At 73.9% G+C, this 25009-nt stretch carries 22 protein-coding genes; 10 read left to right on the top strand and 12 right to left on the bottom strand.

Features of this window, described 5'->3' with window-relative positions:
- Positions 1-160: 160 nt before the first annotated feature.
- From ACN26Y_RS13670 to ACN26Y_RS13660, 3 genes are all read left to right on the top strand, one after another.
- Positions 161-622: an Lrp/AsnC family transcriptional regulator gene (locus ACN26Y_RS13670; RefSeq protein WP_155330645.1), complete on the top strand. Its 462-nt coding sequence runs from the start codon at positions 161-163 to the stop codon at positions 620-622.
- Between the two features lie 115 nt (positions 623-737).
- Complete coding sequence (locus ACN26Y_RS13665) at positions 738-1202, top strand: hypothetical protein (protein ID WP_196255905.1); 465 nt, start codon at positions 738-740, stop codon at positions 1200-1202.
- A gap of 15 nt (positions 1203-1217) precedes the next feature.
- The gene (locus ACN26Y_RS13660) at positions 1218-2084 is read left to right on the top strand and encodes a class F sortase (RefSeq protein WP_155330643.1); all 867 of its coding nucleotides are present in this window, start codon (positions 1218-1220) and stop codon (positions 2082-2084) included.
- Between the two features lie 11 nt (positions 2085-2095).
- On the opposite strand, the gene ACN26Y_RS13655 is transcribed toward ACN26Y_RS13660, so the two are convergent.
- Positions 2096-2629 carry an HNH endonuclease gene (locus tag ACN26Y_RS13655; RefSeq protein WP_155330642.1) on the bottom strand — a complete coding sequence of 178 codons (534 nt, stop codon included), beginning with the start codon at positions 2627-2629 and terminating at the stop codon, positions 2096-2098.
- A 359-nt stretch (positions 2630-2988) separates the two neighbouring features.
- On the opposite strand from ACN26Y_RS13655, the gene ACN26Y_RS13650 reads away from it, so the two are divergent.
- The 3 genes from ACN26Y_RS13650 (at position 2989) to ACN26Y_RS13640 (ending at position 6169) form a co-directional block, all read left to right on the top strand.
- Positions 2989-4017 carry a mechanosensitive ion channel family protein gene (locus ACN26Y_RS13650; protein WP_422734930.1) on the top strand — a complete coding sequence of 343 codons (1029 nt, stop codon included), beginning with the start codon at positions 2989-2991 and terminating at the stop codon, positions 4015-4017.
- A gap of 221 nt (positions 4018-4238) precedes the next feature.
- Positions 4239-5675: an MFS transporter gene (locus ACN26Y_RS13645; protein WP_230688986.1), complete on the top strand. Its 1437-nt coding sequence runs from the start codon at positions 4239-4241 to the stop codon at positions 5673-5675.
- Between the two features lie 17 nt (positions 5676-5692).
- The gene (locus ACN26Y_RS13640; RefSeq protein ID WP_305070155.1) at positions 5693-6169 is read left to right on the top strand and encodes a globin; all 477 of its coding nucleotides are present in this window, start codon (positions 5693-5695) and stop codon (positions 6167-6169) included.
- 30 nt (positions 6170-6199) lie between these two features.
- On the opposite strand, the gene ACN26Y_RS13635 is transcribed toward ACN26Y_RS13640, so the two are convergent.
- From ACN26Y_RS13635 to ettA, 4 genes are all read right to left on the bottom strand, one after another.
- Complete coding sequence (locus ACN26Y_RS13635) at positions 6200-6787, bottom strand: YbjN domain-containing protein (RefSeq protein ID WP_155330640.1); 588 nt, start codon at positions 6785-6787, stop codon at positions 6200-6202.
- Between the two features lie 131 nt (positions 6788-6918).
- A complete protein-coding gene (locus ACN26Y_RS13630) occupies positions 6919-7635 on the bottom strand; it encodes a hypothetical protein (protein ID WP_155330639.1) in 717 nt (238 codons plus the stop codon).
- Complete coding sequence (locus ACN26Y_RS13625) at positions 7632-8078, bottom strand: acyl-CoA thioesterase (protein WP_155330638.1); 447 nt, start codon at positions 8076-8078, stop codon at positions 7632-7634. The genes ACN26Y_RS13630 and ACN26Y_RS13625 overlap by 4 nt, the downstream gene beginning before the upstream one ends.
- A 2-nt stretch (positions 8079-8080) precedes the next feature.
- Positions 8081-9757: an energy-dependent translational throttle protein EttA gene (gene ettA, locus ACN26Y_RS13620; RefSeq protein ID WP_155330637.1), complete on the bottom strand. Its 1677-nt coding sequence runs from the start codon at positions 9755-9757 to the stop codon at positions 8081-8083.
- Between the two features lie 310 nt (positions 9758-10067).
- Here ettA and ACN26Y_RS13615 point away from each other — a divergent pair, with 310 nt between their 5' ends.
- A complete protein-coding gene (locus ACN26Y_RS13615) occupies positions 10068-11468 on the top strand; it encodes an alpha,alpha-trehalose-phosphate synthase (UDP-forming) (protein WP_155330636.1) in 1401 nt (466 codons plus the stop codon).
- A complete protein-coding gene (otsB, locus tag ACN26Y_RS13610) occupies positions 11465-14068 on the top strand; it encodes a trehalose-phosphatase (protein ID WP_155330635.1) in 2604 nt (867 codons plus the stop codon). The genes ACN26Y_RS13615 and otsB overlap by 4 nt, the downstream gene beginning before the upstream one ends.
- A gap of 219 nt (positions 14069-14287) precedes the next feature.
- On the opposite strand, the gene cobA is transcribed toward otsB, so the two are convergent.
- The 3 genes from cobA to cobC form a co-directional block, all read right to left on the bottom strand.
- Positions 14288-15526: a uroporphyrinogen-III C-methyltransferase gene (gene cobA, locus ACN26Y_RS13605; RefSeq protein WP_155330634.1), complete on the bottom strand. Its 1239-nt coding sequence runs from the start codon at positions 15524-15526 to the stop codon at positions 14288-14290.
- Between the two features lie 67 nt (positions 15527-15593).
- On the bottom strand, positions 15594-16661 hold the full coding sequence (cobT, locus tag ACN26Y_RS13600) for a nicotinate-nucleotide--dimethylbenzimidazole phosphoribosyltransferase (protein WP_422734785.1): 1068 nt from the start codon (positions 16659-16661) through the stop codon (positions 15594-15596).
- Positions 16661-17878 (bottom strand): Rv2231c family pyridoxal phosphate-dependent protein CobC, encoded by a 1218-nt coding sequence (gene cobC, locus ACN26Y_RS13595; RefSeq protein ID WP_422734784.1) that lies wholly within the window; start codon positions 17876-17878, stop codon positions 16661-16663. Before cobC ends, cobT begins: the two co-directional genes overlap by 1 nt.
- 122 nt (positions 17879-18000) lie before the next feature.
- Here cobC and ACN26Y_RS13590 point away from each other — a divergent pair, with 122 nt between their 5' ends.
- A complete protein-coding gene (locus tag ACN26Y_RS13590) occupies positions 18001-20133 on the top strand; it encodes a transglycosylase domain-containing protein (protein ID WP_155330632.1) in 2133 nt (710 codons plus the stop codon).
- Positions 20134-20211: 78 nt separating this feature from the next.
- Here ACN26Y_RS13590 and ACN26Y_RS13585 read toward each other — a convergent pair whose 3' ends face one another.
- Together ACN26Y_RS13585 and ACN26Y_RS13580 are read right to left on the bottom strand one after the other, a co-directional pair.
- Positions 20212-20781, bottom strand: a complete 570-nt coding sequence (locus ACN26Y_RS13585; RefSeq protein WP_155330631.1) for a GNAT family N-acetyltransferase — start codon at positions 20779-20781, stop codon at positions 20212-20214.
- Positions 20778-22178, bottom strand: a complete 1401-nt coding sequence (locus ACN26Y_RS13580; protein ID WP_422734783.1) for a cobyrinate a,c-diamide synthase — start codon at positions 22176-22178, stop codon at positions 20778-20780. Before ACN26Y_RS13580 ends, ACN26Y_RS13585 begins: the two co-directional genes overlap by 4 nt.
- A gap of 165 nt (positions 22179-22343) precedes the next feature.
- On the opposite strand from ACN26Y_RS13580, the gene ACN26Y_RS13575 reads away from it, so the two are divergent.
- Complete coding sequence (locus ACN26Y_RS13575; protein WP_422734782.1) at positions 22344-23162, top strand: SURF1 family protein; 819 nt, start codon at positions 22344-22346, stop codon at positions 23160-23162.
- Positions 23163-23167: 5 nt separating this feature from the next.
- Here ACN26Y_RS13575 and ACN26Y_RS13570 read toward each other — a convergent pair whose 3' ends face one another.
- Positions 23168-24751: an ATP-dependent DNA ligase gene (locus ACN26Y_RS13570; RefSeq protein ID WP_155334073.1), complete on the bottom strand. Its 1584-nt coding sequence runs from the start codon at positions 24749-24751 to the stop codon at positions 23168-23170.
- A gap of 49 nt (positions 24752-24800) precedes the next feature.
- A complete protein-coding gene (locus ACN26Y_RS13565) occupies positions 24801-25007 on the bottom strand; it encodes a hypothetical protein (protein ID WP_155330628.1) in 207 nt (68 codons plus the stop codon).
- Positions 25008-25009: the final 2 nt, after the last annotated feature.

Here is a 25009-nt window from a genome sequence, read left to right as displayed (position 1 = left end):
CCCTCCACATACCGGGTCACCCGGCGTCCCCGCCGGATGACCGACATGATCCCGCGGCGGGAACGGCGAATGGAATGCCGGATCAACGTCTCTGCCGGCCAATTGCCTGTTGATCGCAAGGCGATGGCACCGATCCGGTTGAAGAACGTAAGGTCGGTGCGTGGACGAGATGGACTGGGCGCTGCTGCGCGAGCTGCAGGCCGACGCCCGGCTGTCGTACAGCGAACTGTCCCGGCGGGTGCATCTGTCCCCGCCGGCGGTGGCGGAACGCGTACGCCGGCTGGAGGAGTCGGGTGTGATCACCGGCTACCACGCGCACGTCGACCTGAGCCGGGCCGGGCGGACGGTCGTGGCGCTGATCCGGATGTCCTGCTACGGAGCCCGTTGCATCCTCAACGACCCGGAGGTGGAGGACTGGCCGGAGATCATGGAGATCCACCGGATCACCGGCGACGCGTGCAGCATGCTGAAGGTCGCGGCCGGGTCGATCGGGGAGTTCGAGGCGGTCATCGACCGACTCGCCCCGTACGGCCAGCCGTCCAGCACCATGGTTCTGTCCACCCCACTGGACTGGCACCCGGTCACCCCACTGCCCCCACCCGCCCCACCCGCCCGGCGCTGACCCGCACCCGTGGTTTGCCGCCGGGCCAGCGGGAAAGCAGGGCCGGTCACCCGGGGAGGGGTTCCGGTGGTCGTCACCGGGAGGGGGAATCATGCGGGGTCATCGCGTACTCGCCATGCTGGCCTTGGTGGCGGCGTTCGTCCTGGTCGGAGCCGCACCCGTGCGGGCCACCGAGAACGCCTTCGTCGAGGTGACGCCGAACCCGGCGCAGGCGGGCACCCGGGTCAGCATCCGGGCCAGCTGCGACAACGCCAACAACCGCCAGGCGACGGTGCAGTCCGACGCCTTCGGGCGGGTGTTCCTCCGGCCGGACAACGGCTTCCTCACCGGGCAGGTCACCATCCCCGGCAGCAGGGAGCCGGGCGACTACCAGGTGGACCTGCGCTGCGAGAACGGCAACACCGCGACCACGACGCTGACGGTGCTGAACATGCAGCAGCCCACGAAGGGGCCGGCGACCGGGGGCGGCGGCACCGCCGGCGGACCCGGCTCGCTGCTGCTGATCGGTGGCATCGCCGCGGTGGCCCTCGCCGTCGGGTTCGGCTTCTTCGGCAGCCGCCGTTCCGGGGCCGGCTCCTGACCTCCACCTCCCGCCATGGCCGGAGCGCACAGGCGTACCCGATCGGGCCGGGCCCGGGCGGCCACCCGGCGGGCCCGGGCGGGGGCCGCCACCCGGCGGGCGCTGCGGGCGTCCGCCCGGCTGGCCGGCGCGACCGCACGGCGGCTGCGGCGGGTCGCCGGGCAGACCGTCGCCGCCAGCGTTCCCACCACCGACCCGGCCGCCGGTCCACTGCCGGCGCGTCCGCGCCACCGCTGGGTGGCCGCCGGCCGGCGGCTGGTGCCCTCGCGGAACCCGGGTGTGCCGGTCCTGGTGATCGGGACGCTGATGGTGCTGATCATCGCGATGCTCGGGGTGGAGCGGATCACCGGGGTGAGCCTGCTGCCGGACCGGTTCACGGCCGGCCTGCGTCCGCCGCCGAAGAAGTTCCCGGTGCTGCCCGCGAGCCCGCCCGTCGCCATCGAGATCGAGGCGATCGACGTGGCGGCCCCGGTGCACACCGTCGGGCTCGCCCCGGACGGCACCATCGCCGCGCCGGACGCCGGCCGCGCCCACGAGGCCGGCTGGTACGACCAGGGCCCGACCCCGGGGCAGTACGGCCCGGCCGTCATCGTCGGGCACGTGGACACCACCACCGGGCCGGCGGTGTTCCACGGGTTGCGCACCCTCGACGCGGGCGACCAGGTGGAGGTGACCCGCTCCGACCGCACGGTGGCGGTGTTCGAGGTCAACTCGGTGGAGCGGTTCGACAAGGAGAGATTCCCGGCCGACCAGGTCTTCGGCGACTTCAGCCGGCCCAACCTGCGGTTGGTGACCTGCGGCGGCCGGTGGGTCGGCGGCGGGACCGGCTACGCCGACAACGTCGTGGTGTTCGCCTCGCTGGTGACCTCCCGGCCGCGGTGAGCCCGGCCCGCTCAGGCCGCCTCGGGCTCGCGCAGGTCCAGCCAGTCCGCCCAGCGCGGGTCGGGCGCCCGGTGGCCGAGCACGCGCCACGCGGTGCCCTTCGGGGCGGCCGGCAGCGCGTGCAGCCGCCAGCCCAGCTCGGCGGGGGTCTTGTCGCCCTTCGTGTGGTTGCACCGGGCACAGGCCGCCACCACGTTCTCCCAGGCGTGCCGGCCGCCCCGGCTGCGGGGGAAGACGTGGTCGATGGTCTCCGCCGGGCCCCGGCAGTAGGCGCAGCGCCAGCCGTCGCGGGCGAAGATCGCCCGTCGGGACAGGCCCACGTGCGTGCGGTACGGCACCCGGACGAAGCGGGTGAGCCGGACGACCGACGGGACCGGGAGCGAGTTGCGGGCGCTGTGCAGGACGCCGTCGCCGTCGGCGACGCAGACGGCCTTCGCGGAGAGCACGAGAATGGCGGCACGACGGACGGACACGACACACAGGGGCTCGTAGGTGGCGTTGAGGACGAGCGCGCCGGAGCCCACCGTGGGTCGTATGTCAGGCATCGCGCTCACCCTCCCGGTTCAGCGGCCCCTGCTCGCCACCGCCGGCCGGAAACGGGCGCAGCGACCCACCGACCGACGCCGGCCCGGATCACCGACGTCCGTGCGCCAATCGTCCCTGATAAGACCCCGGATTGCACGTACTAATCCGGGGTCCCCCACCGAAGCTTTCCCCACCCCTGCCACCGATGACCGGTTCGCCCTGATCACGACCGCCGGCCGGGCCGGTGCCGGCGACCGGGACCGGTCGCGCGGGCGGGACGTCGACGCCGATCCCGGTCCGGGTCACGCCGTGGCGGGTCGACCGGCAGCGGTCCGGCCGCTTGCGGTACGAAGACAGGGTGGATGAATCCATCTCGATCATGTCGGCCGCGCCGACCCCCGCCCCCGAGGGCACCCCGAGCCCGGAGTGCCTGGACGAGACGGTCGGCCGCGGCGCCTGGGAGCTGACCGGGTCCGTCTGGTTCGCGGAGGGCAGCTACTGGATCCTGATCAAGCCGCTGCGCATCGCCCTGATCCTGCTGCTGGCCGTGGCGGCACGGTGGCTGGTGCACCGGACGATCAAGCGGCTCGTCCGGACGACCAGCGAGGCCGGCGTACCCACCATGCTCCGGCCGCTGCGGGAACGGATCCCCACGGCGCCCACCGAGCCGGGCGAGTTCATCCCGGAGCGGCGGCGCCAGCGGGCCGAGGCGATCGGGTCCGTGCTGCGCAGCCTCGCCACCGCGTTCATCTTCGGCATCGCGCTGCTGATGGTGCTCAAGGAGTTCAGCTTCGACCTGGCGCCGCTGCTCGCCAGCGCGGGCATCGCCGGCGTGGCGCTCGGCTTCGGCGCGCAGAGCCTGGTGAAGGACCTGATCGCCGGCCTGTTCATGCTGATCGAGGACCAGTACGGCGTCGGGGACACGGTCGACCTCGGTGAGGCCACCGGTGTGGTCGAGTCGGTGGGGCTGCGGGTGACGACGGTCCGGGACGGGCGGGGGGTGCTCTGGTACATCCGCAACGGCGAGATCATCCGGGTCGGCAACAAAAGCCAGGGCTGGGCGCTGGTCGTGGTCGACCTGCCCATCGGCTTCGCCAGTACCGAGGAGGCGACGGCGGTGCTGCGGACGGCGGCCGCCTCGGTCGCGCTGGACCCGGAGCTGGCGCCGGAGATCGTCGAGGCGCCGGAGGTGCTGGGCGTCGAGCAGATGACGGTGGAGGGCGCCGTGATCCGTACCGTGGTGAAGACGACGGCGGACGGGCAGTTCGCGGTGGGCCGGGAGCTGCGCCGCCGGCTGGCCGAGGCCCTGGAGAACTCGGGGATCACCGCCAAGATCGCCGCAGCTCGGCTCTACCCGGGCCTGCCGGCACGGGCGCCCGGCGAGACCGGGGTCGGGGGCGCCACCTGACGAAAGCAGCGGGGTTCCCGCCGGCCGGCCCCTCGGATATCGTCCGTTCGTTCAGTCGGCGATGCGACGATCAACCCGTCCGGCCTAGCCAGTTGTCGGACTTTCGGGCAGAATCCCGTGCACACGCTCCCCCCGCGGAGCGTGGTCACGTCCTCGCTGATCGGCAGATCTGACGACGGTTCCCAGGCCGGGCCATCACGAGTGGCCGGTCCAGCGGAACGATGGAGGCGACGGTGTCCGACGAGCGACCTTCTCCGGAAGGGCCGGCCACCTTCCGCGAGGTGTTCGCCCAACGCGAGTACCGGGCCGTCTTCACGGCGAGCACGCTGGGCTGGATCGGCGACTACATCGCGAAGGCCGCCGTCACCCTGCTGATCTACCGGGAGACCGAGTCGGTGGCGCTCTCCGCCACCGCGTTCGCCGTCAGTTACCTGCCCTGGATCGTCGGTGGCCCGCTGCTCGCGACGCTCGCCGAGCGGTACCCGTACCGGCGGGTCATGGTCACCTGCGACCTCGTCCGGATGGCGCTGATGCTGGTCATCGCGATCCCCGGAATGCCGAGCCCGGCGATCCTGGCCCTGCTCTTCCTCGCCACCCTGGCCAACCCGCCGAGCCAGGCCGCGCGGTCGGCGCTCATGCCGCTCATCCTGAGCGGTGACCGTCTCGTGGTCGGCCTGTCCGTGAACGCCAGCGTCGGCCAGGCCGCGCAGGTCGTCGGCTACCTGGCCGGTGCCGCCATCGCCGCGGCGAACCCGGCCGCCGCTTTGCTGATCAACGCGGGGACCTTCGGTGCGTCGGCCGTCCTCCTCCGCCTCGGCGTGGCCGACCGACCGCCCGCGATGACCGCCGCGCACCGCAGCCACCTGCTCCGGGAGACCGGCGAGGGCTTCCGGATCGTCTTCGGCACCCCGGTGCTGCGCGCCATCGCGATCCTGGTCTTCAGCGCGATGCTGTTCTCCATCGTCCCGGAGGGCCTCGCGGCGGCGTGGGCGGGTCGGCACGCCGACGACATGGAGCGGGGGGCCGCCCAGGCGGTCATCATGGCCGCCAATCCGGTCGGGTTCATCCTCGGCGGTCTGATCGTCGGCCGCGCGGTGACGCCGGCCCGGCGGCTGGCGCTGATGCGGCCGCTGGCCGTCGTGGCCCCCCTGACGCTGGTTCCCGCCCTGCTCGACCCGCCACCGCTGGTGGTGGCGCTGATGGCGGCCGCGTGCGGGTTCGCCGTCGCCGGCATGCTGCCGATGGCCAACGGCCTGTTCGTGCGGGCCCTGCCGGACGGCTTCCGCGCTCGGGCCTTCGGTGTCATGGCGACCGGCGTCCAGGTGATCCAGGGCCTCGCGGTCCTGGTCACCGGCCTGCTCGCCGACCGCTTCTCCATTCCACTGGTGGTCGGGGTCTGGAGCGCGGCGGGCGTCCTGCTGATGGCTCTCGTCGCGTTGAACTGGCCGAGCCCGGCCACCGTCGACGCGGCGGTCACCGCCGCCCAGCAGGGTGGCCGACCGGTGGCGGAGCCGGACGGCCCGGCGGAGGTGCCACCACAACCGTCCCGGTCACCCGCCGGGCCGGGCCGGACCCCGGTGGGCGGCCGTGGTCCCGGGGACCACCCGGACGGCGGCCGGTCGGGCGAGTCGGGGCGCCACTGGCACGTGGTGACCTGACCGGTCCCACCACGGCGGTGACCCGCCCCACAGCGGGCGGCGCCGGAGCGGAACCGGGCACCTGGCAGGATGGAACGGTGAATCCCGCAGCTGAGTCCGGTGCGCCGACGACGTTCTTCGAGGCGGTCGGTGGGGAGCCGACATTCCGCAGGCTGGTGGACGAGTTCTACGCGGGCGTCGCCACCGACCCGCTGCTGCGCCCGATGTACCCGGAGGACCTGGGGCCGGCGGCGGACCGGATGACCCTGTTCCTGATGCAGTACTGGGGCGGGCCGAACACGTACTCCGCGCAGCGGGGGCACCCGCGCCTGCGGATGCGGCACGCGCCGTTCCGGATCGGGGCCGCCGAGCGGGACGCGTGGCTGAAGCACATGCGGCACGCCGTGGACCGGCTGGATTTACCGCCCCACCTCGCCGCCGCGCTCTGGGAGTACCTGGAGCGGGCCGCGTACTTCATGGTGAACGTGATGGAGGACCCGGCCGCGCCGGCGTGACCCCGGTCGGGGCGGTCCCCCGACGGCGCCTCAGAGCAGGGCGCCCTCGTCGTGCAGCCAGTCGACGAAGCTGGTGGCCACCGCCGCGCCGCAGTCGAGCATCTCGACCAGGAGCGCGTCGTGCGCCCCGGCGCCGAACGGTACCTGGAGCTCCGCGTAGATCGGGAGCTGGCCGCGCTCGGTCGGGTCGCCGATGTACGCCTTGCAGAAACGGCGGGTGTGGTTCCACTCGTTGACGACGCGGTAGGCCCGGTCCTCCCAGTCCGGCGGGACCGTCGCGTGTGGACGCGCCCGCATCACCAGGATCTCGTCCTCCGGGCCCTCGAGGGTGACCAGGACGGCGTGCCGCTCCCACATCGCCAGCAGGTTGCCGTCGCCGTCGGCCAGATAGCGCACGTCGAGCAGGTCGAGCGCGTCGCAGACCCGGCTGAGCGTCACCGGTGCCACGGTCGCCGGCATGTCGGCGATCGGGGGACGGTCGGCACCTGGGCAGTTGTCGCCCGGCTGACGTGGGGTCGGGGGCCCGACCCGGACGGTGCCCTCCACTGTGATCCCGCTACGACTGTCCGGGTCACCGCCGCCGTTGGCGGGACCGGGGCGCCATGACCACCACGGCATCGCTCGCGCACCTCACTCCCCAGCGGATCCAGTCGCCTACGGTGCGTTGGATCCGAGGATGGACGGTACCCGGACAGCCGGGCGGAAGCATCCCCCCAACGACAGCCCCAGGACAGAAGGATGATCGGGGGTCACCCGAACGGGTGATTGGTCGCCGGCCGGACGGCGAGATCCGTCGCCGTCTGCGACCATGCGGCTCCGTACGGGCCGACCAGACCGACCCACCGGCCGGCGGCACGCACCTGCACCCCGCCGCCCGTCTCGTCCCCGCCCAGGAAGCCCATGCGCACCACACCCTGGACCAACCGCTGGGAGACCTCGACCGGTTCGCCGGGCGGATCGTCCGGGGTGACGACCACCGGCACGTGGTCGAGGAGGGCATCGCGCAGGGCGCGCTGCCCCACCGCGCGTCCGCCCACGCCGTGCGCCGCGGCGTCCCGCAGGGCGTCCGCGGCGGCCGACGCCACCCGGCGCACCTCGGCGGCCGGCAGGGTCTCCACCCGCCGGCTGGCCGCGGGCGGCAACGGCCAGCGCCAGTCGGCGTCCCGCCGGGCCGGCAGCGCCGCACCGCCGGCCGTCAGCTCCGCCAGCAGCTCGCCGGCCGCCACGGTGACGTCGTCACCCGGGCCGGCACCGGCGACCGTGCGGACGACCAGCACTCCCCACGGCAGGCGCCCCCAGAGGGCGGTGCGACCCCCGCCGCCGGCCGGGCGCAGCCGCACCAGCGCCGCCCGGTCCAGCCGGACCAGCCGGGCCAGGAACGCGCCCGCGTCGGCGACGCCGGACAGCCGGTGACCGGCGACCGCCGCCCCGGCGGCCTCCCGGCCGGCGTTGTCCGGGCCGGTCACGCCGGGCCGGCCTGCGGGGCGTACGTGAGGAGGAACTCGCGCTCCTCCGGCGACAACCGCCGGGGCAGCTGGAGGTCGAGGTCGAACGGCACCAGCACCGACCGGGCGCGGCTGACGAGGCGGTCGCCGTCGTACATCTCGTACGCGACGGTGAAGGCCGCCGCCCGGATCTCCGCCACCCACATCTCGATCCGCACCGTCGGGGCCGCCTCCGCGGTGGCCCGGCCGAGGGCGTAGTCGACCGGCCGCAGGTAGTCGATCTCGTGCCGGCGGATCACCACGCCGTCGGCGAACGAGCCCACCCCCCACGCCCGGCCGCCGGCGAACATCAACGCCACCCGCGCCTCCTCGTACAGGGTGAGGAAGCGCGAGTTGTTGACGTGGCCGTACGCGTCCAGGTCGGACCACCGCAGGGTGCAGTGGTAGACGAAACGGTCCGCCATGCTCAGTCGCGGGTCAGCTTGCGGTAGGTCACCCGGTGGGGCCGGGCGGCCTCCGCGCCCAGACGGTCGATCTTGTTCTTCTCGTACGCCTCGAAGTTGCCCTCGAACCAGAACCACTTCGCCGGGTTCTGGTCGTCGCCCTCCCAGGCCAGGATGTGCGTCGCGACCCGGTCGAGGAACATCCGGTCGTGGGAGATGACCACGGCGCAGCCGGGGAACTCCAGCAGCGCGTTCTCCAGGCTGGAGAGGGTCTCCACGTCCAGGTCGTTGGTCGGCTCGTCGAGCAGGATGACGTTGCCGCCGATCTTCAGCGTCAGCGCCAGGTTGAGCCGGTTGCGCTCGCCGCCGGAGAGCACCTTGGTCGGCTTCTGCTGGTCCGGCCCCTTGAAGCCGAACGCGGCGATGTACGCCCGCGACGGCATCTCGACCTTGCCCACCATCAGGTGGTCCAGTCCGTCGGAGACGACCTCCCAGACCGTCTTGTCGCCCGCCAGGCCCTGCCGGCTCTGGTCGACGTACGACAGGGAGACCGTCTCGCCCACCCGGACCGTGCCGTCGGTCGGCTCCTCCAGCCCGACGATGGTCTTGAACAGGGTGGTCTTGCCGACGCCGTTCGGGCCGATCACGCCGACGATGCCGTTGCGCGGCAGCGAGAAGCTGAGGTCGTCGATCAGCACCCGGTCGCCGAAGGCCTTCGTCAGGTTCTTCGCCTCGATGACGGTGCTGCCCAGGCGCGGGCCCGGCGGGATCTGGATCTCCTCGAAGTCCAGCTTCCGGGTCTTCTCCGCCTCGGTGGCCATCTCGTCGTACCGGTCGAGCCGGGCCTTCGACTTCGTCTGCCGGGCCTTGGCGTTGGAGCGGACCCACTCCAGCTCATCGGAGAGGCGCTTCTTCAGCTTGGCGTCCCGGCGACCCTCGACGGCCAACCGGGCGGCCTTCTTCTCCAGGTAGGTGGAGTAGTTGCCCTCGTACGGGTAGGCACGGCCGCGGTCCAGTTCCAGGATCCAGTTGGCCACGTTGTCGAGGAAGTACCGGTCGTGGGTGATCGCGATGACGGTGCCGGCGTACTTGGCCAGGTGCTGCTCAAGCCACTGCACGCTCTCCGCGTCCAGGTGGTTGGTCGGCTCGTCGAGCAGCAGCAGGTCGGGCGTCTCCAGCAGCAGCTTGCAGAGCGCGACCCGGCGGCGCTCCCCACCGGAGAGCTGCGTGACGTCGGCGTCCGGCGGCGGGCAGCGCAGCGCGTCCATGGCCAGCTCGAGCTTGGAGTCGATGTCCCACGCGTCGGCGTGGTCCAGCTCCTCCTGGAGCTTGCCCATCTCCTCCATCAGCTCGTCGGAGTAGTCCGTCGCCATCTGCTCGGCGATCTTGTTGAACCGCTCCAGCTTGGCCTTGGTCTCGGCGACCGCCTCCTCGATGTTCCCGAGGACGGTCTTGGCGTCGTTGAGCGGCGGCTCCTGCGCCAGCATGCCGACGGTGAAGCCGGGCATCAGCCGGGCCTCGCCGTTGCTCGGCTGGTCCCAGCCGGCCATGATCTTGAGCAGGCTGGACTTACCGGCGCCGTTCGGGCCGACCACACCGATCTTGGCACCCGGCAGGAAGTTCAGCGTCACGTTGTCGAGCACGACCTTGTCGCCGTGCGCCTTGCGCGCCTTGTCCAGGACGTAGATGAACTGGGCCACGGTGCGGGCTACCCTCCGTCGGTTGCGGTCGCGAGCTGGTGGCGCGGGCGCGGGCCGCGACTTCCGCCCGCCGCCGCCGGCCGAAAGCCCGGCCGCACGCACGCCGTCGTCAATCCTGACAGGTACGCCGCGCTCCGCCCACATCACCCCGCCTCTTCCCGGTACGCGGCACACCGCTGTCGTCAAGATCACGCCGGGGGTTCGGCGGACGTGGGACGGGTAGGTAACTCCGACACGGGGCACCAGAGGCCGCAGCTACGCTCAGTACGCTCATCGCGGTGGACCCGTCTGCACCCGGAGGTGGCCGAACGTGACCGTCCGTAGCTCCTTTGTCGTAGTGGCCAACCGCCTGCCCGTCGACGAGGTGAGCACACCCGAGGGGCGGCAGTGGCGACGCAGTCCGGGCGGACTGGTCACCGCCCTGCACCCGGTCCTCGCCGAGCACAAGGGCACCTGGGTCGGCTGGGCCGGCGGCACCGGCGCCGCGCCCGAGCCGTTCGACCTGGAGGGCATCCGGCTGCACCCGGTGCCGCTCAGCGCGGACGAACTGGAGCGTTACTACGAGGGGCAGTCGAACGCCACGATCTGGCCGCTCTACCACGACGCGGTCGAGACGCCGGTCTACAAACGACGCTGGCGGGAGGCGTACCGCCTGGTCAACGCCCGGTTCGCGGAGGCCGCGGCGGACGTCGCCGCCGAGGGCGCGACGGTGTGGGTGCAGGACTACCAGCTCCAGCTCGTGCCGGCGATGCTCCGCGAGCTGCGGCCGGACCTGCGCATCGGTTTCTTCCTGCACATCCCGTTCCCGCCGATCGAGCTGTTCATGCAGATGCCGTTCCGCACCGAGATCCTGCGCGGGCTGCTCGGCGCGGACCTGGTGGGCTTCCAGCAGCGACTGGCGGCGCAGAACTTCGTCCGGCTGGCCCGGCACCTGCTCGGCCTCCGCTACGAGGGGCAGATGATCCAGGTGGACGGCCGCCAGGTGAAGGCGGGCGCCTTCCCCATCTCGATCGACACGATGGAGATGGAGCGGCTGGCCGCCGACCCGGCCATCCAGGCGCGGGCGAAGGAGATCCGGGAGGAGCTGGGCAACCCGAAGACGATCATCCTGGGCGTCGACCGGCTCGACTACACCAAGGGCATCGAGTTGCGGCTCAAGGCATTCCGCGAGCTGCTCGCTGACGGAAAGTTGACAGTGCCGGACGCGGTTATGGTGCAGGTGGCGACGCCGAGCCGCGAGCGGGTGGAGCACTACCAGGCACTTCGCGTCAAGGTCGAGCGCGAGGTTGGTCGGATTAATGGCGAATTCGGCAGGGTGGGCGTCCCCGCGGTGCATTATCTGCATCAGTCGTACAGTCGCACTGAGCTGGCCGCGATGTACGCCGCCGCCGACGTGATGATGGTGACCCCCCTGCGAGACGGAATGAATCTGGTGGCCAAGGAGTACGTCGCATCGCGCGCCGACCAGGGTGGCGCGCTCGTGCTCAGTGAGTTCGCCGGCGCCGCCACCGAGCTGCGTCAGGCGTTCCTGTGCAACCCGCACGACCCCGACGCGGTCAAGGACGCCCTGCTGCGGGCCGTGCACGTGGAGAAGCCGGAGGCCCGCCGCCGTATGCGGACAATGCAACGCCATCTGCGCACCCACGACGTGGGGCACTGGGCGAAGTCGTTCCTCACCGAGCTCGGGGTGCCCGAGGCGGACGCCGCGTGAACGCCGCCCCCGACGTCGTCACGTCCACCGCCGGCAGCCTGGATCGGGAGCTGCGCACGGCCATCGGCCGGATCGCCCGCGTACCGCAGCTGCTCATCGCCTGCGACTACGACGGCACGCTCGCGCCGATCGTCGAGGACCCGAGCAAGGCCGTACCGCTGCCGGAGTCGGTGGCCGCGGTGCGCGCGCTCGCCGCGCTGCCGCAGACCACCGTGGCGGTGGTCTCCGGGCGGGCGTTGCGCGACCTGGCCGCGCTGTCCCGGCTGCCCAGCGAGGTCCACCTGGTCGGCAGCCACGGCTCGGAGTTCGACATCGGCTTCGTCGAGCGGCTCTCCCCCGAGCTGATCGCCGTCCGCACCCGGCTGCGCGAGACGCTTCGGGAGATCGCCGCCGCCCACCCCGGGATCCGGCTGGAGCGCAAGCCGGCCAGCGTGGCGGTGCACACCCGCGGCGCCGACCCGCAGGTCGCCGCCGCCGCCATCGAGGCGGTCCGCAGCGGCCCCGCCACCTGGGACGGCGTCACCGTCACCCAGGGCAAGGAGGTCATCGAGCTGTCGGTGGTGGCCACCCACAAGGGCACGGCCGTCGACCAGCTGCGCACCCAGCTCTCCGCGAGCGCCGTGCTGTTCATCGGCGACGACGTCACCGACGAGAACGCCTTCGGCAACCTGCACGGCCCGGACGTCGGCATCAAGATCGGGCCGGGCGACACCAAGGCGCAGTACCGGGTGGCCGAGCCGATCGAGGCGGCCCGGGCCCTCGGGCTGCTGCTGGAGACCCGGCGACACTGGCTGTTCGGCGAGCGGGCGGTGCCCATCGAGCGACACTCGATGCTGGCCAACGGGCGTACGGTCGCCCTGGTCACCCCCGAGGCCAAGATCACCTGGCTCTGCAACCCCAAGCCCGACTCGGCGGCGATCTTCGCCGACCTGGTGGGTGGCGGCCCGGCCGGATACTTCAGCGTCGCGCCCGAGCGCGGCGGCATCCCGCTCGGCCAGCGGTACCGGTCGGGCACGATGACCCTCGAGACCCGCTGGTCCGGCCTGACCGTGACCGACTGGCTGGACCTCCCGGACACCGAGACCACGCCGGAGGGCCCGGCGATCATCAGCGCCGACTCGACCCTGGTCCGGGTGCTCACCGGCCGTGGCCGGGCCCGCCTGGAGTTCGCCCCCCGGCCCGAGTTCGGGCAGGTGGCCGTCCAGCTGCAACCGCTCGGCGACGGCCTGCTCGTGCTCGGCTCCAACGAGCCGGTCGCGCTCTACTCGCCCGGCGTCGAGTGGGAGGTCACCGGGGACGGCGTGTACGAGACGGCCAAGGCCGTCGTCGACCTCTCCGCCGCCGGCGGGCAGGTCGTGCTGGAGATGCGTTTCGGCACCCACAGCCTGGAACACCACCGGCTGCCGATCCACGAGCGGCAGGCCGCCGCGGAGCAGCCCTGGAAGGACTGGGTGGCCTCGCTACGGCTCCCGAGCACCGCCCGGGACCTGGTCGCCCGCAGCGCGCTCACCCTGCGGGGGCTCTGCCACGAGCCGTCCGGCTCGATCCTGGCCGCCGCGACCACCTCGCTGCCGGAGGAGCTGGGCGGCGTCCGCAACTGGGACTACCGCTACTGCTGGCTGCGTGACGCGGCCATGAGCGCCCGCGCCCTGGTCGACCTCGGTTCGACCGGCGAGGCCGAGGCGCTGCTGCGCTGGATCGACGGCGTCGTGGAGCGCACCGGCGGGCACCCGGAGCGGCTGCACCCGCTCTACACGGTCGACGGCTACGAGCTGGGCGCCGAGGCGGTCATCGACACGCTGCCCGGGTACGCCGGCTCCCGGCCGGTCCGGGTCGGCAACCTGGCCAACCACCAGCTCCAGCTCGACGTCTTCGGCCCGATCGCCGACCTGATCGCCGCCGTGGCCGACGCGCGCGGCACGGTCCGCGAGGACGAGTGGCGGGTCCTGGAGAACATGGTCGAGGCGGTCCGCCGCCGCTGGCACGAGCCGGACCACGGCATCTGGGAGGCCCGCCTCCCACCCCGGCACCACATCTTCTCCAAGGTCATGTGCTGGATGACCGTCGACCGGGCGCTGCACGTCGTCCGCCAGCACGGCGGGGAGGACCGGCCGGAGTGGGTGGAGCTGCGGGACCGGATCGGCGCCAACGTGCTGGAGTACGGCTGGCACGAGCACGCCGAGGCGTACAGCGTCGCGTACGGGCACGAGGACAGCGACGCGTCCTCGCTCTGGATCGGGCTCTCCGGGCTGCTGCCCGGCGACGACCCCCGGTTCCTGTCGACGGTGCTGAAGATCGAGGCGGATCTGCGCAGCGGCCCGGTCGTCTACCGCTACCACTGGGACGACGGCCTGCCCGGTCGCGAGGGTGGCTTCCACATCTGCACGTCGTGGCTCGTCGAGGCGTACCTGCGTACCGGCCGCCGCACCGACGCGGAGGAGCTGTTCACGCAGATGATCGACACCGCCGGGCCGACCGGGCTGCTGCCCGAGCAGTACGACCCCCTCGCTGAGCGCGGCCTGGGCAACCACCCGCAGGCCTACAGCCACCTCGGCGTGATCCGCTGCGCCCTGCTGCTGGACAACATGCTCAAGCAGTGACCTGACCAGCGACGACGGCGGCCGGACACGTTCCGGCCGCCGTCGCGCGTTCGGCCGCGACCGGGTTGACCGGCCACACCCCGCCAGCCCAGCTCTCCTGCCGGCTCCCTTTGCTCTGCTTCAACGGACGCACCGGAAACGCCGGCGAACCGGTGCGTGGGTTGAAGCAGAGCAAAGGGGACGAGGGACCTCCGGCGGCGCCCGACCGGGGTCGGGTGCTCAGCCGGCCGCGGCGAGCACCGGCACCACGTCGCCGACGACGACCACCGCGGGCGGACGCAGCTCCGCGGCGACGACGTCGGCGGCGACCGTGCCGAGCGTCGAACGGAGCATCCGCTGCGCGCCGGTCGTACCCTCCTGCACGACGGCCGCCGGGGTGTCCGCCGGTCGGCCGTGCGCGACCAGCGTCGCGGCGATCGCGGGCAGGTTCTTCAGCCCCATGAGGATCACCAGCGTGCCGCGGAGCCCGGCCAGGTGCTCCCAGCGCACCAGGGAGGCGGGCGAATCGGGTGCGACGTGCCCGGACACCACGGTGAACTCGTGCGCCACCGCCCGGTGGGTCACCGGCACGCCGGCCGCCGCCGGCACCGCGACCGCACTGGTCACCCCGGGCACCACGGTCACCGGCACGCCCGCCTCGGCGCAGGCCAGCAGCTCCTCGCCGCCACGGCCGAAGACGTACGGGTCACCGCCCTTGAGCCGTACCACGGCCTTCCCGGCGAGCGCGCGGTCGACCAGGATGCGGTTGATCTCCTCCTGCGCCCGGGACGGGCCGTAGGGGATCTTCGAGGCGTCGACCAGCTCGACGTCGGGCCGTAGCTCGTCCAGGAGCAGCCCGGGAACGAGCCGATCGGCGACCACCACCTCCGCCTCGGTGAGCAGGCGCCACCCCTTGAGGGTGATCAGTTCCGGGTCGCCCGGCCCGGCGCCGACCAGTGCCACGCGCCCGCCGGGGGCGTTAACAGGGGACCCCTCCTCTACCGGAGGAGTTAAGAAGGGCCCCTTCCTTGCACTCAGCAGGTCGCGGACCGCGTCGCGCACGGTCATCGCGCGGCGCGGGTCGCCGCCGCCGAGGACCGCCACGGTCACCGGGCCGTGCCGGGTGACGGCGGGCGTCCAGGCCGTCGCCGCGGCCCGGTCGTCGGCACGGACGCAGAAGATCCGCCGCTCGGCGGCCGCCGCGCTGACCGACGCCGCGGCGACCGGGTCGTCGACCGCCACCTGCACCAGCCAGGCGCCGTCCAGGTCCTCCGGCGCGAAGCGGCGCCGCGCCCAGTGCAGCCGGCCGGCGTCGACGTGCGCACGCAGCGCCGGGGTCAACTCCGGCGCGACGAGGAACACGTCCGCGCCCGCGTCGAGCAGCGCCGGCACCCGGCGGGTGGCCACCGCTCCCCCACCCACCACGACCACCCGCCGGCCGGCGAGGCGCAGGCCGAGGGGGTACGGGTTCCGGCTCACGCCGCCGCCCCGCTCCGCACCCCGGCGACGTCGGGCGCCGCGGGGTCGAGCCGCCTGGTCCGCTCGCTCACTTCTCGGCCACCCCCGCCGCGTCGAACGTCGCCACCTCGTGCAGCACGCGTACCGCGCCGGTGACCACGGGCAGGGCCAGCAGCGCGCCGGTGCCCTCGCCGAGGCGCAGCCCGAGATCGATCAGCGGGGTCAGCCCCAGCCGGTGCAGCGCCACCGTGGCGCCCGGTTCGGCCGAGCGGTGCCCGGCGACCATCGCGCCGGTGGCGTGCGGGGCGAAGGCCGCGGCGGCCAGCGCGGCGGAGACCGCGATGACCCCGTCCAGCAGCACCGGGACCCGGCGGGCCGCGGCGCCCAGGATCAGCCCGGCCAGGGCGGCGTGCTCCAGGCCGCCCACCGCGGCCAGCACGCCGAGCGGGTCCGCCGGGTCGGGCGCGTGCCGGTGCAGCGCGGCCCGCACCACCTCGATCTTGCGCCGGTACGTGGGATCATCGACCCCGGTACCGCGACCGGTCGCCTCGGCGGGGTCGACCCCGCCGAACGCCGCGACCAGGGCGGCGGCCGGGGTCGTGTTGCCGATCCCCATGTCCCCGGTGAGCAGGATGCCCGCCCCGGCGTCGACCAGGTCGCCGGCGACCCGGATGCCGGTCTCGACGGCGGCCCGCGCCTCGGTACGGGTCAGGGCGGCCTCGACGGTCATGTCCCGGGTGCCGCGCCGGATGTTCGCCTCGACCAGCCGGGGACCGGTGTCCGCGCCCGGGGCGGCGACGGGCGGCGTGGCGACGCCGACGTCCACCACGGTGACCGAGGCGCCGGCCTGCCGGGCGAACGCGTTGACCACCGCGCCGCCGGCCAGGAAGTTGCCGATCATCTGCGCGGTGACCTCCTGCGGCCACGGGGTGACGCCCTGGGCGTGCACGCCGTGGTCCCCGGCGAAGATCGCCACCGCGGCCGGCTCGGGCAGCGGCGGGGGGCAGGCGCCGGCCAGGCCGGCGAGGCGTACCGAAAGTTCCTCCAGCGCGCCGAGCGAGCCGGCCGGCTTGGTGAGCCGGCCCTGCAGGTCGCGGGCGGCCGCCATCGCCGGCTCGTCGAGCGGTCCGATCGCCGCGATCGTCGTCTCCAGCATCACGCCTCCAGGATCTCCGCCAGTACCTCGATGAACGCGTCGGTCGTCGCCGGGTCGCGGACGGCGATCCGCAGCCAGTCCGGGCCGAGCCCGGGGAAGGTGTCGCCCCGGCGTACCGCCCAGCCGCGCTCCCGCAGGGCGACCCGCACGGCGGCGGCACCGGGCGTGTGGATCAGCACGAAGGCGCTGGCCGGCCGGCCCGCGACGCGTACCCCGGGAAGGGCGGTCAGGCGCGCGACCAGATGGTCGCGGTCGGCCGCGAGCCGGGCGGCGATCGCGCGCTCGGCCTCGACCGCCTCGGGCCCGGCGCAGGCGGCGGCGGCGGCGAGGGCCGGCGTGGACACCGGCCACAGCGGCTGCACGGCGGCGAGCCGGTCCAGCAGGGCGGCGTCGCCGAGCAGGTAGCCGATCCGCAGCCCGGCCAGCCCCCAGGTCTTGGTGAGGCTGCGGACCACCAGCAGGCCGGGCAGGTCACGGCGGGCGGCGAGGGACTCCGGCTCGCCGGGGACGCCCGACGCGGTGGTGGTGTCGGCGAACGCCTCGTCGACGACGAGGATCCGGCCCGGGCGGGCCAGCGCCGCGACGTCGCCGGCGGGGTGCAGCACCGAGGTGGGGTTGGTCGGGTTGCCGATCATGACCAGGTCGGCGTCGGCGGGGATGCGCGCGGGGTCGAGCCGGAACCCCTCGGCCGGGTCGAGCAGCACCCGCTCGACCCGGTGCCCGGCCGCCGTCAGGGCGGCCTCGGGCTCGGTGAACTGCGGGTGCACGACCACCGGGCGGCGGACGCCGCGCAGCGCCTGGGCGATCAGCACGAAGCCCTCGGCGGCGCCGGCGGTCAGCAGCACCTCGGCCGGGGGCCGGCCGTGCCGGGCGGCGACGGCCTCCCGCGCGGGCCGGGCGTCCGGGTACGCGGCGAGGTGGCCGAGCGCGGCGGTGATCGGGTCGGCCAGCCAGTCGGGCATCGGGGCGCGGCGCACGTTGACGGCCAGGTCGACCAGGCCCGGGGTGGCCTCCACGTCGCCGTGGTGCCCGAGGTCGGGCTCGTCCACGGCCGCCGCCGTCCCGGCGGGCTCCGCTGTCCCGACGGGTCCCGTCGTGCCGCTCGCGGCGACCCCGTCCCGCGGCCCGGTGGACCCGCCCCGGGCGCCGGGGACGGTGAGCACCACGCCGGAGGGCGCCCCGCTCGGCCCGGGGTGTCCCGACTGCCTCTCACGCATGACCGCGATCCTGCCGGGAAGGCGGCGCGCGGGACAGCGCCACGCGGCGTGGGGCGCGTCACGAGCGCCGCGGTTTATGAATATTTCTCAGGTATGAATCGGAAATGTCATAACTTGGCGGTGTGAGCAACCGACCCCTTGCTGCCGCCGGTCGTCTCGTCCCTCTCCTCCGCGCCGGTCTCATCGCCGGCATCGTGGTCGCCGCCGTGGCCTATCCCGTCGCCGCCGCCACCGGCATCGGCGCCAAGGTCACCGCCCACGCCCTGGAGCACAAGACGAAGATCCTCACGACCGCCCTGCCCGCGGAGACCTCGTACCTCTACGCGCCGGACGGCAGGACGGTACTGACGATGTTCTACGAGGAGTACCGGCAGTACACGAAGCTCGCCGACATGTCCCCGAACATCCAGCAGGCGATCGTGGCGGCCGAGGACTCCCGCTTCTACCAGCACCGCGGCGTCGACCCGAAGGGCGTCGCCCGCGCGTTCGTCGCCAACGCCCGGTCCAGCGGCGTCTCCCAGGGCGCGTCCACCCTCACCATGCAGTACGTCCGGATGGCCCTGCGGGACAGCGCGAAGACGCCGAAGGAGGTGCAGGAGGCGACCCAGCAGACCAGCATCCGCAAGGTCCGGGAGATGCGGATGGCCCTGGACCTGGAGAAGGAGTTGAGCAAGGAGCAGATCCTCGAGCGCTACCTCAACTCCGCGTACTTCGGCCACCGCGCGTACGGCATCTACGCCGCCAGCGAGATCTTCTTCTCGAAGACCCCGAAGGACCTCACGCCGGTCGAGGCCGCCACACTCGCCGGGCTCGTCAAGTCACCGTCGCAGTACGACCCGGCCACCTCCGACCAGAAGGACGCCACGGCACGCCGCAACTACGTGCTGGACCGGATGGCCGGGCTCGGCTACCTCTCGCCGGACGCCGCCGCCGCGGCCAGGTCCGAGCCGATCCGGCTGAAGCTCAGCTACCCCTCCAACGACTGCATCTCCGTCCCGGAGAAGTGGAACAGCTGGGGCTTCGCCTGCGACTACCTGAAGAACTGGTGGAGCGCCCAGCCCGCGTTCGGCGACAACCCGCTGGAGCGGATGGACAAGCTCCGCCGGGGCGGATACCGGATCGTGCTGAGCCTGGACCCGAAGATCCAGTCGGCGGCCGAGAAGAACGTCGGCAGCAAGGACAACACCGGCAGCCCGTTCGCCAACGGCATCGTGATCACGGAGCCCGGCACCGGGCGGGTGAAGGCCATGGCGGTGAACCGGACCTACTCCCTCAACCTGGACGAGAACCCGCCCAGCTCCAACCCGGAGGCCGGCCCCAAGGTCAAGGCCAACTACCCGAACACGGTGGCCCCCCTGCTCGGCGGCGGTGACCTGCCGGGCTACCAGGCGGGGTCGACGTTCAAGATGTTCCCGATGCTCGCCGCGCTCGACGCCGGCCTGACCCTGAACACGACCTTCGACGCGCCGCACCGGTACCGGTCGGAGGTCTACAACGGCTGGGCGCCGTCGAACGCCAGCGGCGCGATGTCCGGTACCCAGACCATGTGGTCCGGCTTCGGCAAGTCGGTGAACACGTACTTCGTCTGGCTGGAGGAGCAGGTCGGCGCGGACCGCGCGGTACGCCTCGCCGAACAGTTGGGCCTGCGCTGGCGTACCGACGTGGACCGGGACCACGCGTCCCCGGCCAAGGCGAAGACCTGGGGCGCCTTCACCCTGGGCGTCTCCGACGCCACCCCGCTGGAGATGGCCAACGCGTACGCCGCCGTCGCCGCGGAGGGCCGGTACTGCGAGGCGATGCCGGTGCAGGCGATCTACAACCGGGACGGCACCCCGGCGATGTACCGGACCGCCTCCGGGATCGAGCGGGAGGTCGCCAAGCCGCGCTGCCGCCAGGTGGTCGAAGCCGACGCCGCCCGGGCCGCCACCGACGCCGCGCGGTGCCCCACCGGTGACACCCCGGCGAAGGGCAGCTGCGGGGGCTGGTCGACGGCCGACAGCGTCCGCGGCACGGTCGGCCGGCCGGTCGCCGGCAAGACCGGTACCACCGACAGCACCCGGTCGGCCTGGTTCGTCGGGTTCACCCCGGAGCTGGCGGCGGCGAGCTTCATATCCGATCCGGACAACCCGTTCAACGCGGTGGGTGACGGCCAGTCGCAGATCCCCATCGCGGCGGTCTCGAACACCCTGAAGGAGGCGCTGAAAGGCAAGCCGGTACGCCAGTTCACCCCGCCGTCGGACTCGATCGTCGGCTGAGCGCCGTCGCCGAATCCACCGCCCGGTGGCCGGCGCCGGTGTCGACGCCCCGGCGCGAGCCGCGCCGACACCGGCCCGCTAGTGCAGGTCGGCGGCGACCAGGGACCACAGCTCCAGGTCGACCCGCGCGCCGCGCACGTACCCGGCGTTGCGGAGCAGACCCTCGTAGCTGAAACCGGCCTTCTCGGCGAGCCGCCGCGACGCGACGTTGCCCGGCGCGACGCGCAGCTCGACCCGCTGGAAGCCGTGTTCCAGGAGCAGGGCGATGGCGAGCGCGTCCACCGCCTCGACGGCCAGCCCGAAGCCGCGGGCGTGCGCCGCCATCGCGTACGAGACCTCCGTGCACCGGGCGCCCCAGTCGGTACGCCGCGTCCAGAGGCACCCGACCACCCGGTCGTCCTCCCGCCGGAGCACCGCGTAGTGGTCCCCGTCGCCGCTGTCGCGCCGCTGCCGCGCCAGGTCGGTGCACCAGGCGTGCCCGTCGATCTGGCCGGTCTCCTCCGCCACGGGCAGCCAGCGCTGGGTCTGACGGTCGGCGAAGACCTCGTCAGCCGCCTTCGCGTCGGCCGCCGTCAGGGGCCGCACCTCCGTTCGCGGTGTGGAGACCGTCAGCTCCGGGAACCGGCGGACCGCCACCTGACCGATCACGCGGGGACCCCGCCGGCCGGGGACTCGGCGGGCTCCGCCTGCGCGGCGGCGGCGACCACCCGGGCGGCCAGCCGCGGGTGCGCGGCCCAGTGCAGCGTCAGCTGCGAGGCGTGCACACCCCGCCAGACGAAGCCCTCGGGGGTCCCGCCGTCCCAGGTCCAGGCCGGCCGCTGCCCGGCCCGCGGCGTGAGCACCGCCCGATGCTCCTTGTGTCCGGTCACCGTCGCACCGGCTGCGGCAACCACACTGTCGGTCGCCGCCGTCGCCGTGCGGTAGCCCACCACGAGACCCTCCCGGCTGCTGCCGACCGCGTCGAGCACCCCGCACATGGGAAGGCCGTCCAGCTCCCGGGCCAGCCACAGCAGCCCGGTGCCCTCGGCGACGACCGGGCGGCCGGTGCGGGCCAGCTCGGCGACCGCGATGCAGAGCCGGCGGTTGGCCGACAGGCGCTCGGCGTACGACTCGGGCAGGCCCCCGCCGACGACGAGCGCGCGGGTGCCGGCGGGCAGCGCCTCGTCGTGCAGCGGATCCAGGGTCACCACCTCGGCACCGGCGGCCCGCAGCAACTCGGTCGTCTCGGCGTGGCTGTAGCCGCCGCCGGCGCCCCCGGCCACCGCGATCAGCGGTCGCTCGCCGGTCGCCGGCGCCTCGGCGGCCCCCACCTCGGCCTCCGGCGACCACGCTGCCACGCTCAGCGGCGGCGCGGAGCGCGCCAGCCCCAGCAGCCGTTCCAGGTCGACGGTCGCCGCCACCGCCTCGCCGAGCCGGCGGACCGCCCGGTCGGCCTCGGCGGACGCGGTGACCACCGGCACCGTCCCGTGCCGGCGGGCCGGCAGCACCGGCGGCAGGTCCTGCCGGCGCAGCGCGCCGTAGACCGGCACGCCGACGTCGTCCAGCGCCTCGCGCAGCAACGCCTCGTGCCGCCCGGAGGCGACCCGGTTGAGGATCACGCCGCCCAGCCAGAGCTGCTCGTCGTACGCCCGGAAGCCGTGCACCAGGGCGGCCACCGACTGGCCCATGGCGGCCACGTCGACCACCAGCACGACCGGGCTGCGCAACGCGGTGGCGACCGCCGCGGTCGACTCGGTCTCCGGGTGGCCGGTCAGCGAGTCGTACAGCCCCATGCTGCCCTGCACCACCGCGAGCCCGGCGCTGGCGGCGCCGTGCGCGACCAGCGGGGCGATCCGCTCCGCGCCGACCAGGCGGGGGTCGAGCGTGCGCCCGGGCCGGCCGGCGGCCAGCCCGAGGTATGCGGCGTCGACCCGGTCCGGCCCGACCTTGAAACCGGCGACCGTCACCCCCCGGTCGGCGAGCGCGGCGAGCAGCCCGATCGCCAGCATGTTCGTCCCATGCCCGGAGGAGGGCGCACTGAGCACCAGACGCGGCACGACGGTCATCATCGACTCCCTCGCGGGCGGCGGCGGGTACGCGGGGTGGACCGACGGCGCGGTCCGCCCGCGTGACGATAGCGGACGGGACCGACGTGGGAGCGTCACCGCGGCGCCCGGTCGCGTCGCCGCCGGGTCGCGCGGGTCGGTGGCCCAGGTCATACGGGTAATCTGATGGTCGTGTACCGGTTCCTGCTGACGCCGCGCTGGTTGGGCGCGCTCGCGCTGACCCTGGTCGCGGCGGCGGCGATGGTGCTGCTCGGCAACTGGCAGCTGGACCGCTACCACGAGCGGACGGAGATCAACGAGCGGATCGACGCCGGCCGGCGGATGACGCCGGTGCCGCTGCGCGACGCGGTGGCCGCCCCGGTCGGGGACGCCGGCACCGCCGGGCAGCCGCCCACCGACGAGCAGACCTGGACGAAGGTCACCGTCACCGGCCGCTACGACGACTCGAACGTGATCCTGGTCCGGGGCCGCTCGGTGGACCGTACGGTCGGCTTCGAGGTGCTCACCCCGCTGGTCCTGGCCGACGGCACCGCCGTCCTGGTGGACCGCGGCTGGATCCCGCCCGCACCCGGGGGCGACGCGACCGCTCAGCCGGCGGTGCCGGCGACGCCCGCCGGTGAGGTGACCGTGATCGGCCGGGTCCGTCCCGGCGAGGGCGGCTCCGTCCCGGTCGCCCGGCGCGACGGCAAGCTCGAGACGCGCCGCATCATGCTGCCCCGGCTGGCCCGCGAGCTGCCCTACCCGGTGCACGGGGCGTACGTGCTGCTCGACGAGCAGACCCCGGCGGCCGATCCGGCCTTCGCGGCGATCCCCGTCGGCTACACGAACAACTGGCAGAACTTCGGCTACGTCGTGCAGTGGTGGATCTTCTCCGGCATGACCCTGTTCGGCTACGGCTTCTTCGCGCGGCGGGAGGCCCGCCGCCGCGCCGGTGTGGCGCCGGAGCGACCCGCCGACCGCGCGGCCGAACCCGCGCCGGCCTGATCGCGTCAGCCGGTGGCGCGGCCGGCGTGGATGGCGCGCACCGCGTCGATCGTGTCCGCCTCCGCCGCGGTCTTGTCGTCCCGGTAGCGCACCACGCGGGCGAAGCGCAGCGCCATCCCGCCCGGGTAGCGGGAGCTGCTCTGCACGCCGTCGAAGGCGATCTCGACGACCTGCTCGGGACGGACCCGCACCACCCAGTCGCCCTTCTCCACCGCCAGGTCGAGGAAACGCCCGGTCTGCCAGCGCAGCAACTCGTCGGTGAGCCCCTTGAAGGTCTTGCCGAGCATGACGAACTCCCCGGTGCGGGGGTCGCGCGCGCCGAGGTGCAGGTTCGACAGCCAGCCCTGGCGTCGGCCGCTGCCCCACTCGACCGCGAGGACCACCAGGTCCAGGGTGTGCCGGGGTTTGACCTTGACCCAGGCGGCACCGCGGCGGCCGGCGTCGTAGGGGGCATCCGGGGACTTCACCACCACCCCCTCCTGCCCGGCGTCGACGGCGGCCGCGAACGCCGCCCCCGCCGCCGCCGGGCCGTCGACCTCCACCCGTCCGACCAGTAGCTGCGGGTCGATCGCGGCGGCCAGCGCAGCCCACCGTTCCCGGCCCGGCCGGTCGATCAGGTCCTCGCCGTCGAGGTGCAGCAGGTCGAAGAAGTACGGCGTGAGCACGGTCTGGCCGGTCGTCCCGGCGGCCGCGAGCACGGCCGGGGCGACCGGGCTGCCGCCGGTGGTGCTGGGTGTCGTGCGGCGCGCCGCCCGACTGGAGGTCTCCTGGAAGGGCAGCGGGCGGCCGGCCGCGTCCAGCCCGATGGCCTCGCCGTCGAGCACCAGCTCACGGGCGGGCAGCGCGCGCACCGCCGCGACCACCTCCGGCACCCGGACGGTGATGTCGTCGAGGCTGCGGGTGAACACGGCGATGTCCTGCCCCGAGCGGTGCACCTGGATGCGGATGCCGTCGAGCTTGACGTCGACCACGGCGGGCACGCCGGTGGCGAGGAGCGCCTCGTCGACCGACGGGGCGCTCTGCGCCAGCATCGGTGCGAGCGGACGCCCGACCTGGAGACCGAACGCGGCCAGCGCGGCCGCGCCGCCGTCGAGCGCCGCCACCGCCACCGCGCGCAGGTCACCGGCGAGCAGCAGGGCCCGGCGGACCGCCGCGACCGGCACCTCCGCGGCGCGGGCCACCGCGTCGGCGAGGAGCCCGGCCTGGGCGCCCTGGCGCAGCTCCCCGCTGAACAGCCCGGTCAGCAGCCGCTGCTCGTCGGCCGTCGCCGACGCGTAGAGCCCGTGCAGCAGCGCGCGGCGTCGGGCCTGGGAGCCCGCCCCGCGAACCGACGAGATGTCCTCGATCGCCGCGTCCACCGCGGCCACCGTCAACGTCGGCGTGTCGGCCGGTGCCGGCAGGTCACGCAGGCTCGCCCAGCCCACCCCGGTCTGACGCTGCCGCAGCTCACCGGCGAGGTAGCCGGAGCCGGCCGCCACCTCGCCCGGCTCGAGGCGCCGCAACGCGTCGGCGAGCAGCTCCACCTTGGCGCGGCGACCGCTGGTCGCGGCGACAGCGGCGGAGGTGGCTGCCAGGTCCAGGAACCGCACGGGCTCCATCCTGCCAGCCACCCCCGACACCACCCGGGCATCCGCGTGGTCAGGCCGAGACGGGCTCCTCGATGCGCAGGCCACGGGCGCGCACCTCGTCGGCGACCCGGGACAGCAGCGAGTCGAGCGCGACCAGGGCGGCGGACAGCTCACCGAGCTGGTCCTTGAGCGTGTCCTCGGGCCACGCGGAGACGTCGACGTCCCCCAGAGCGCTGACGGCGGCCTCCAGGCGGGCCATCACCTCGTTCGTACTCATGT

Origin of the sequence: Micromonospora sp. WMMD558 (genome assembly GCF_049315255.1) — a bacterium.
Lineage (GTDB): Bacteria > Actinomycetota > Actinomycetes > Mycobacteriales > Micromonosporaceae > Micromonospora.
The sequence above is the reverse complement of the archived record's forward strand: the minus strand, read 5'-3'. Positions and strand labels throughout refer to the sequence as shown.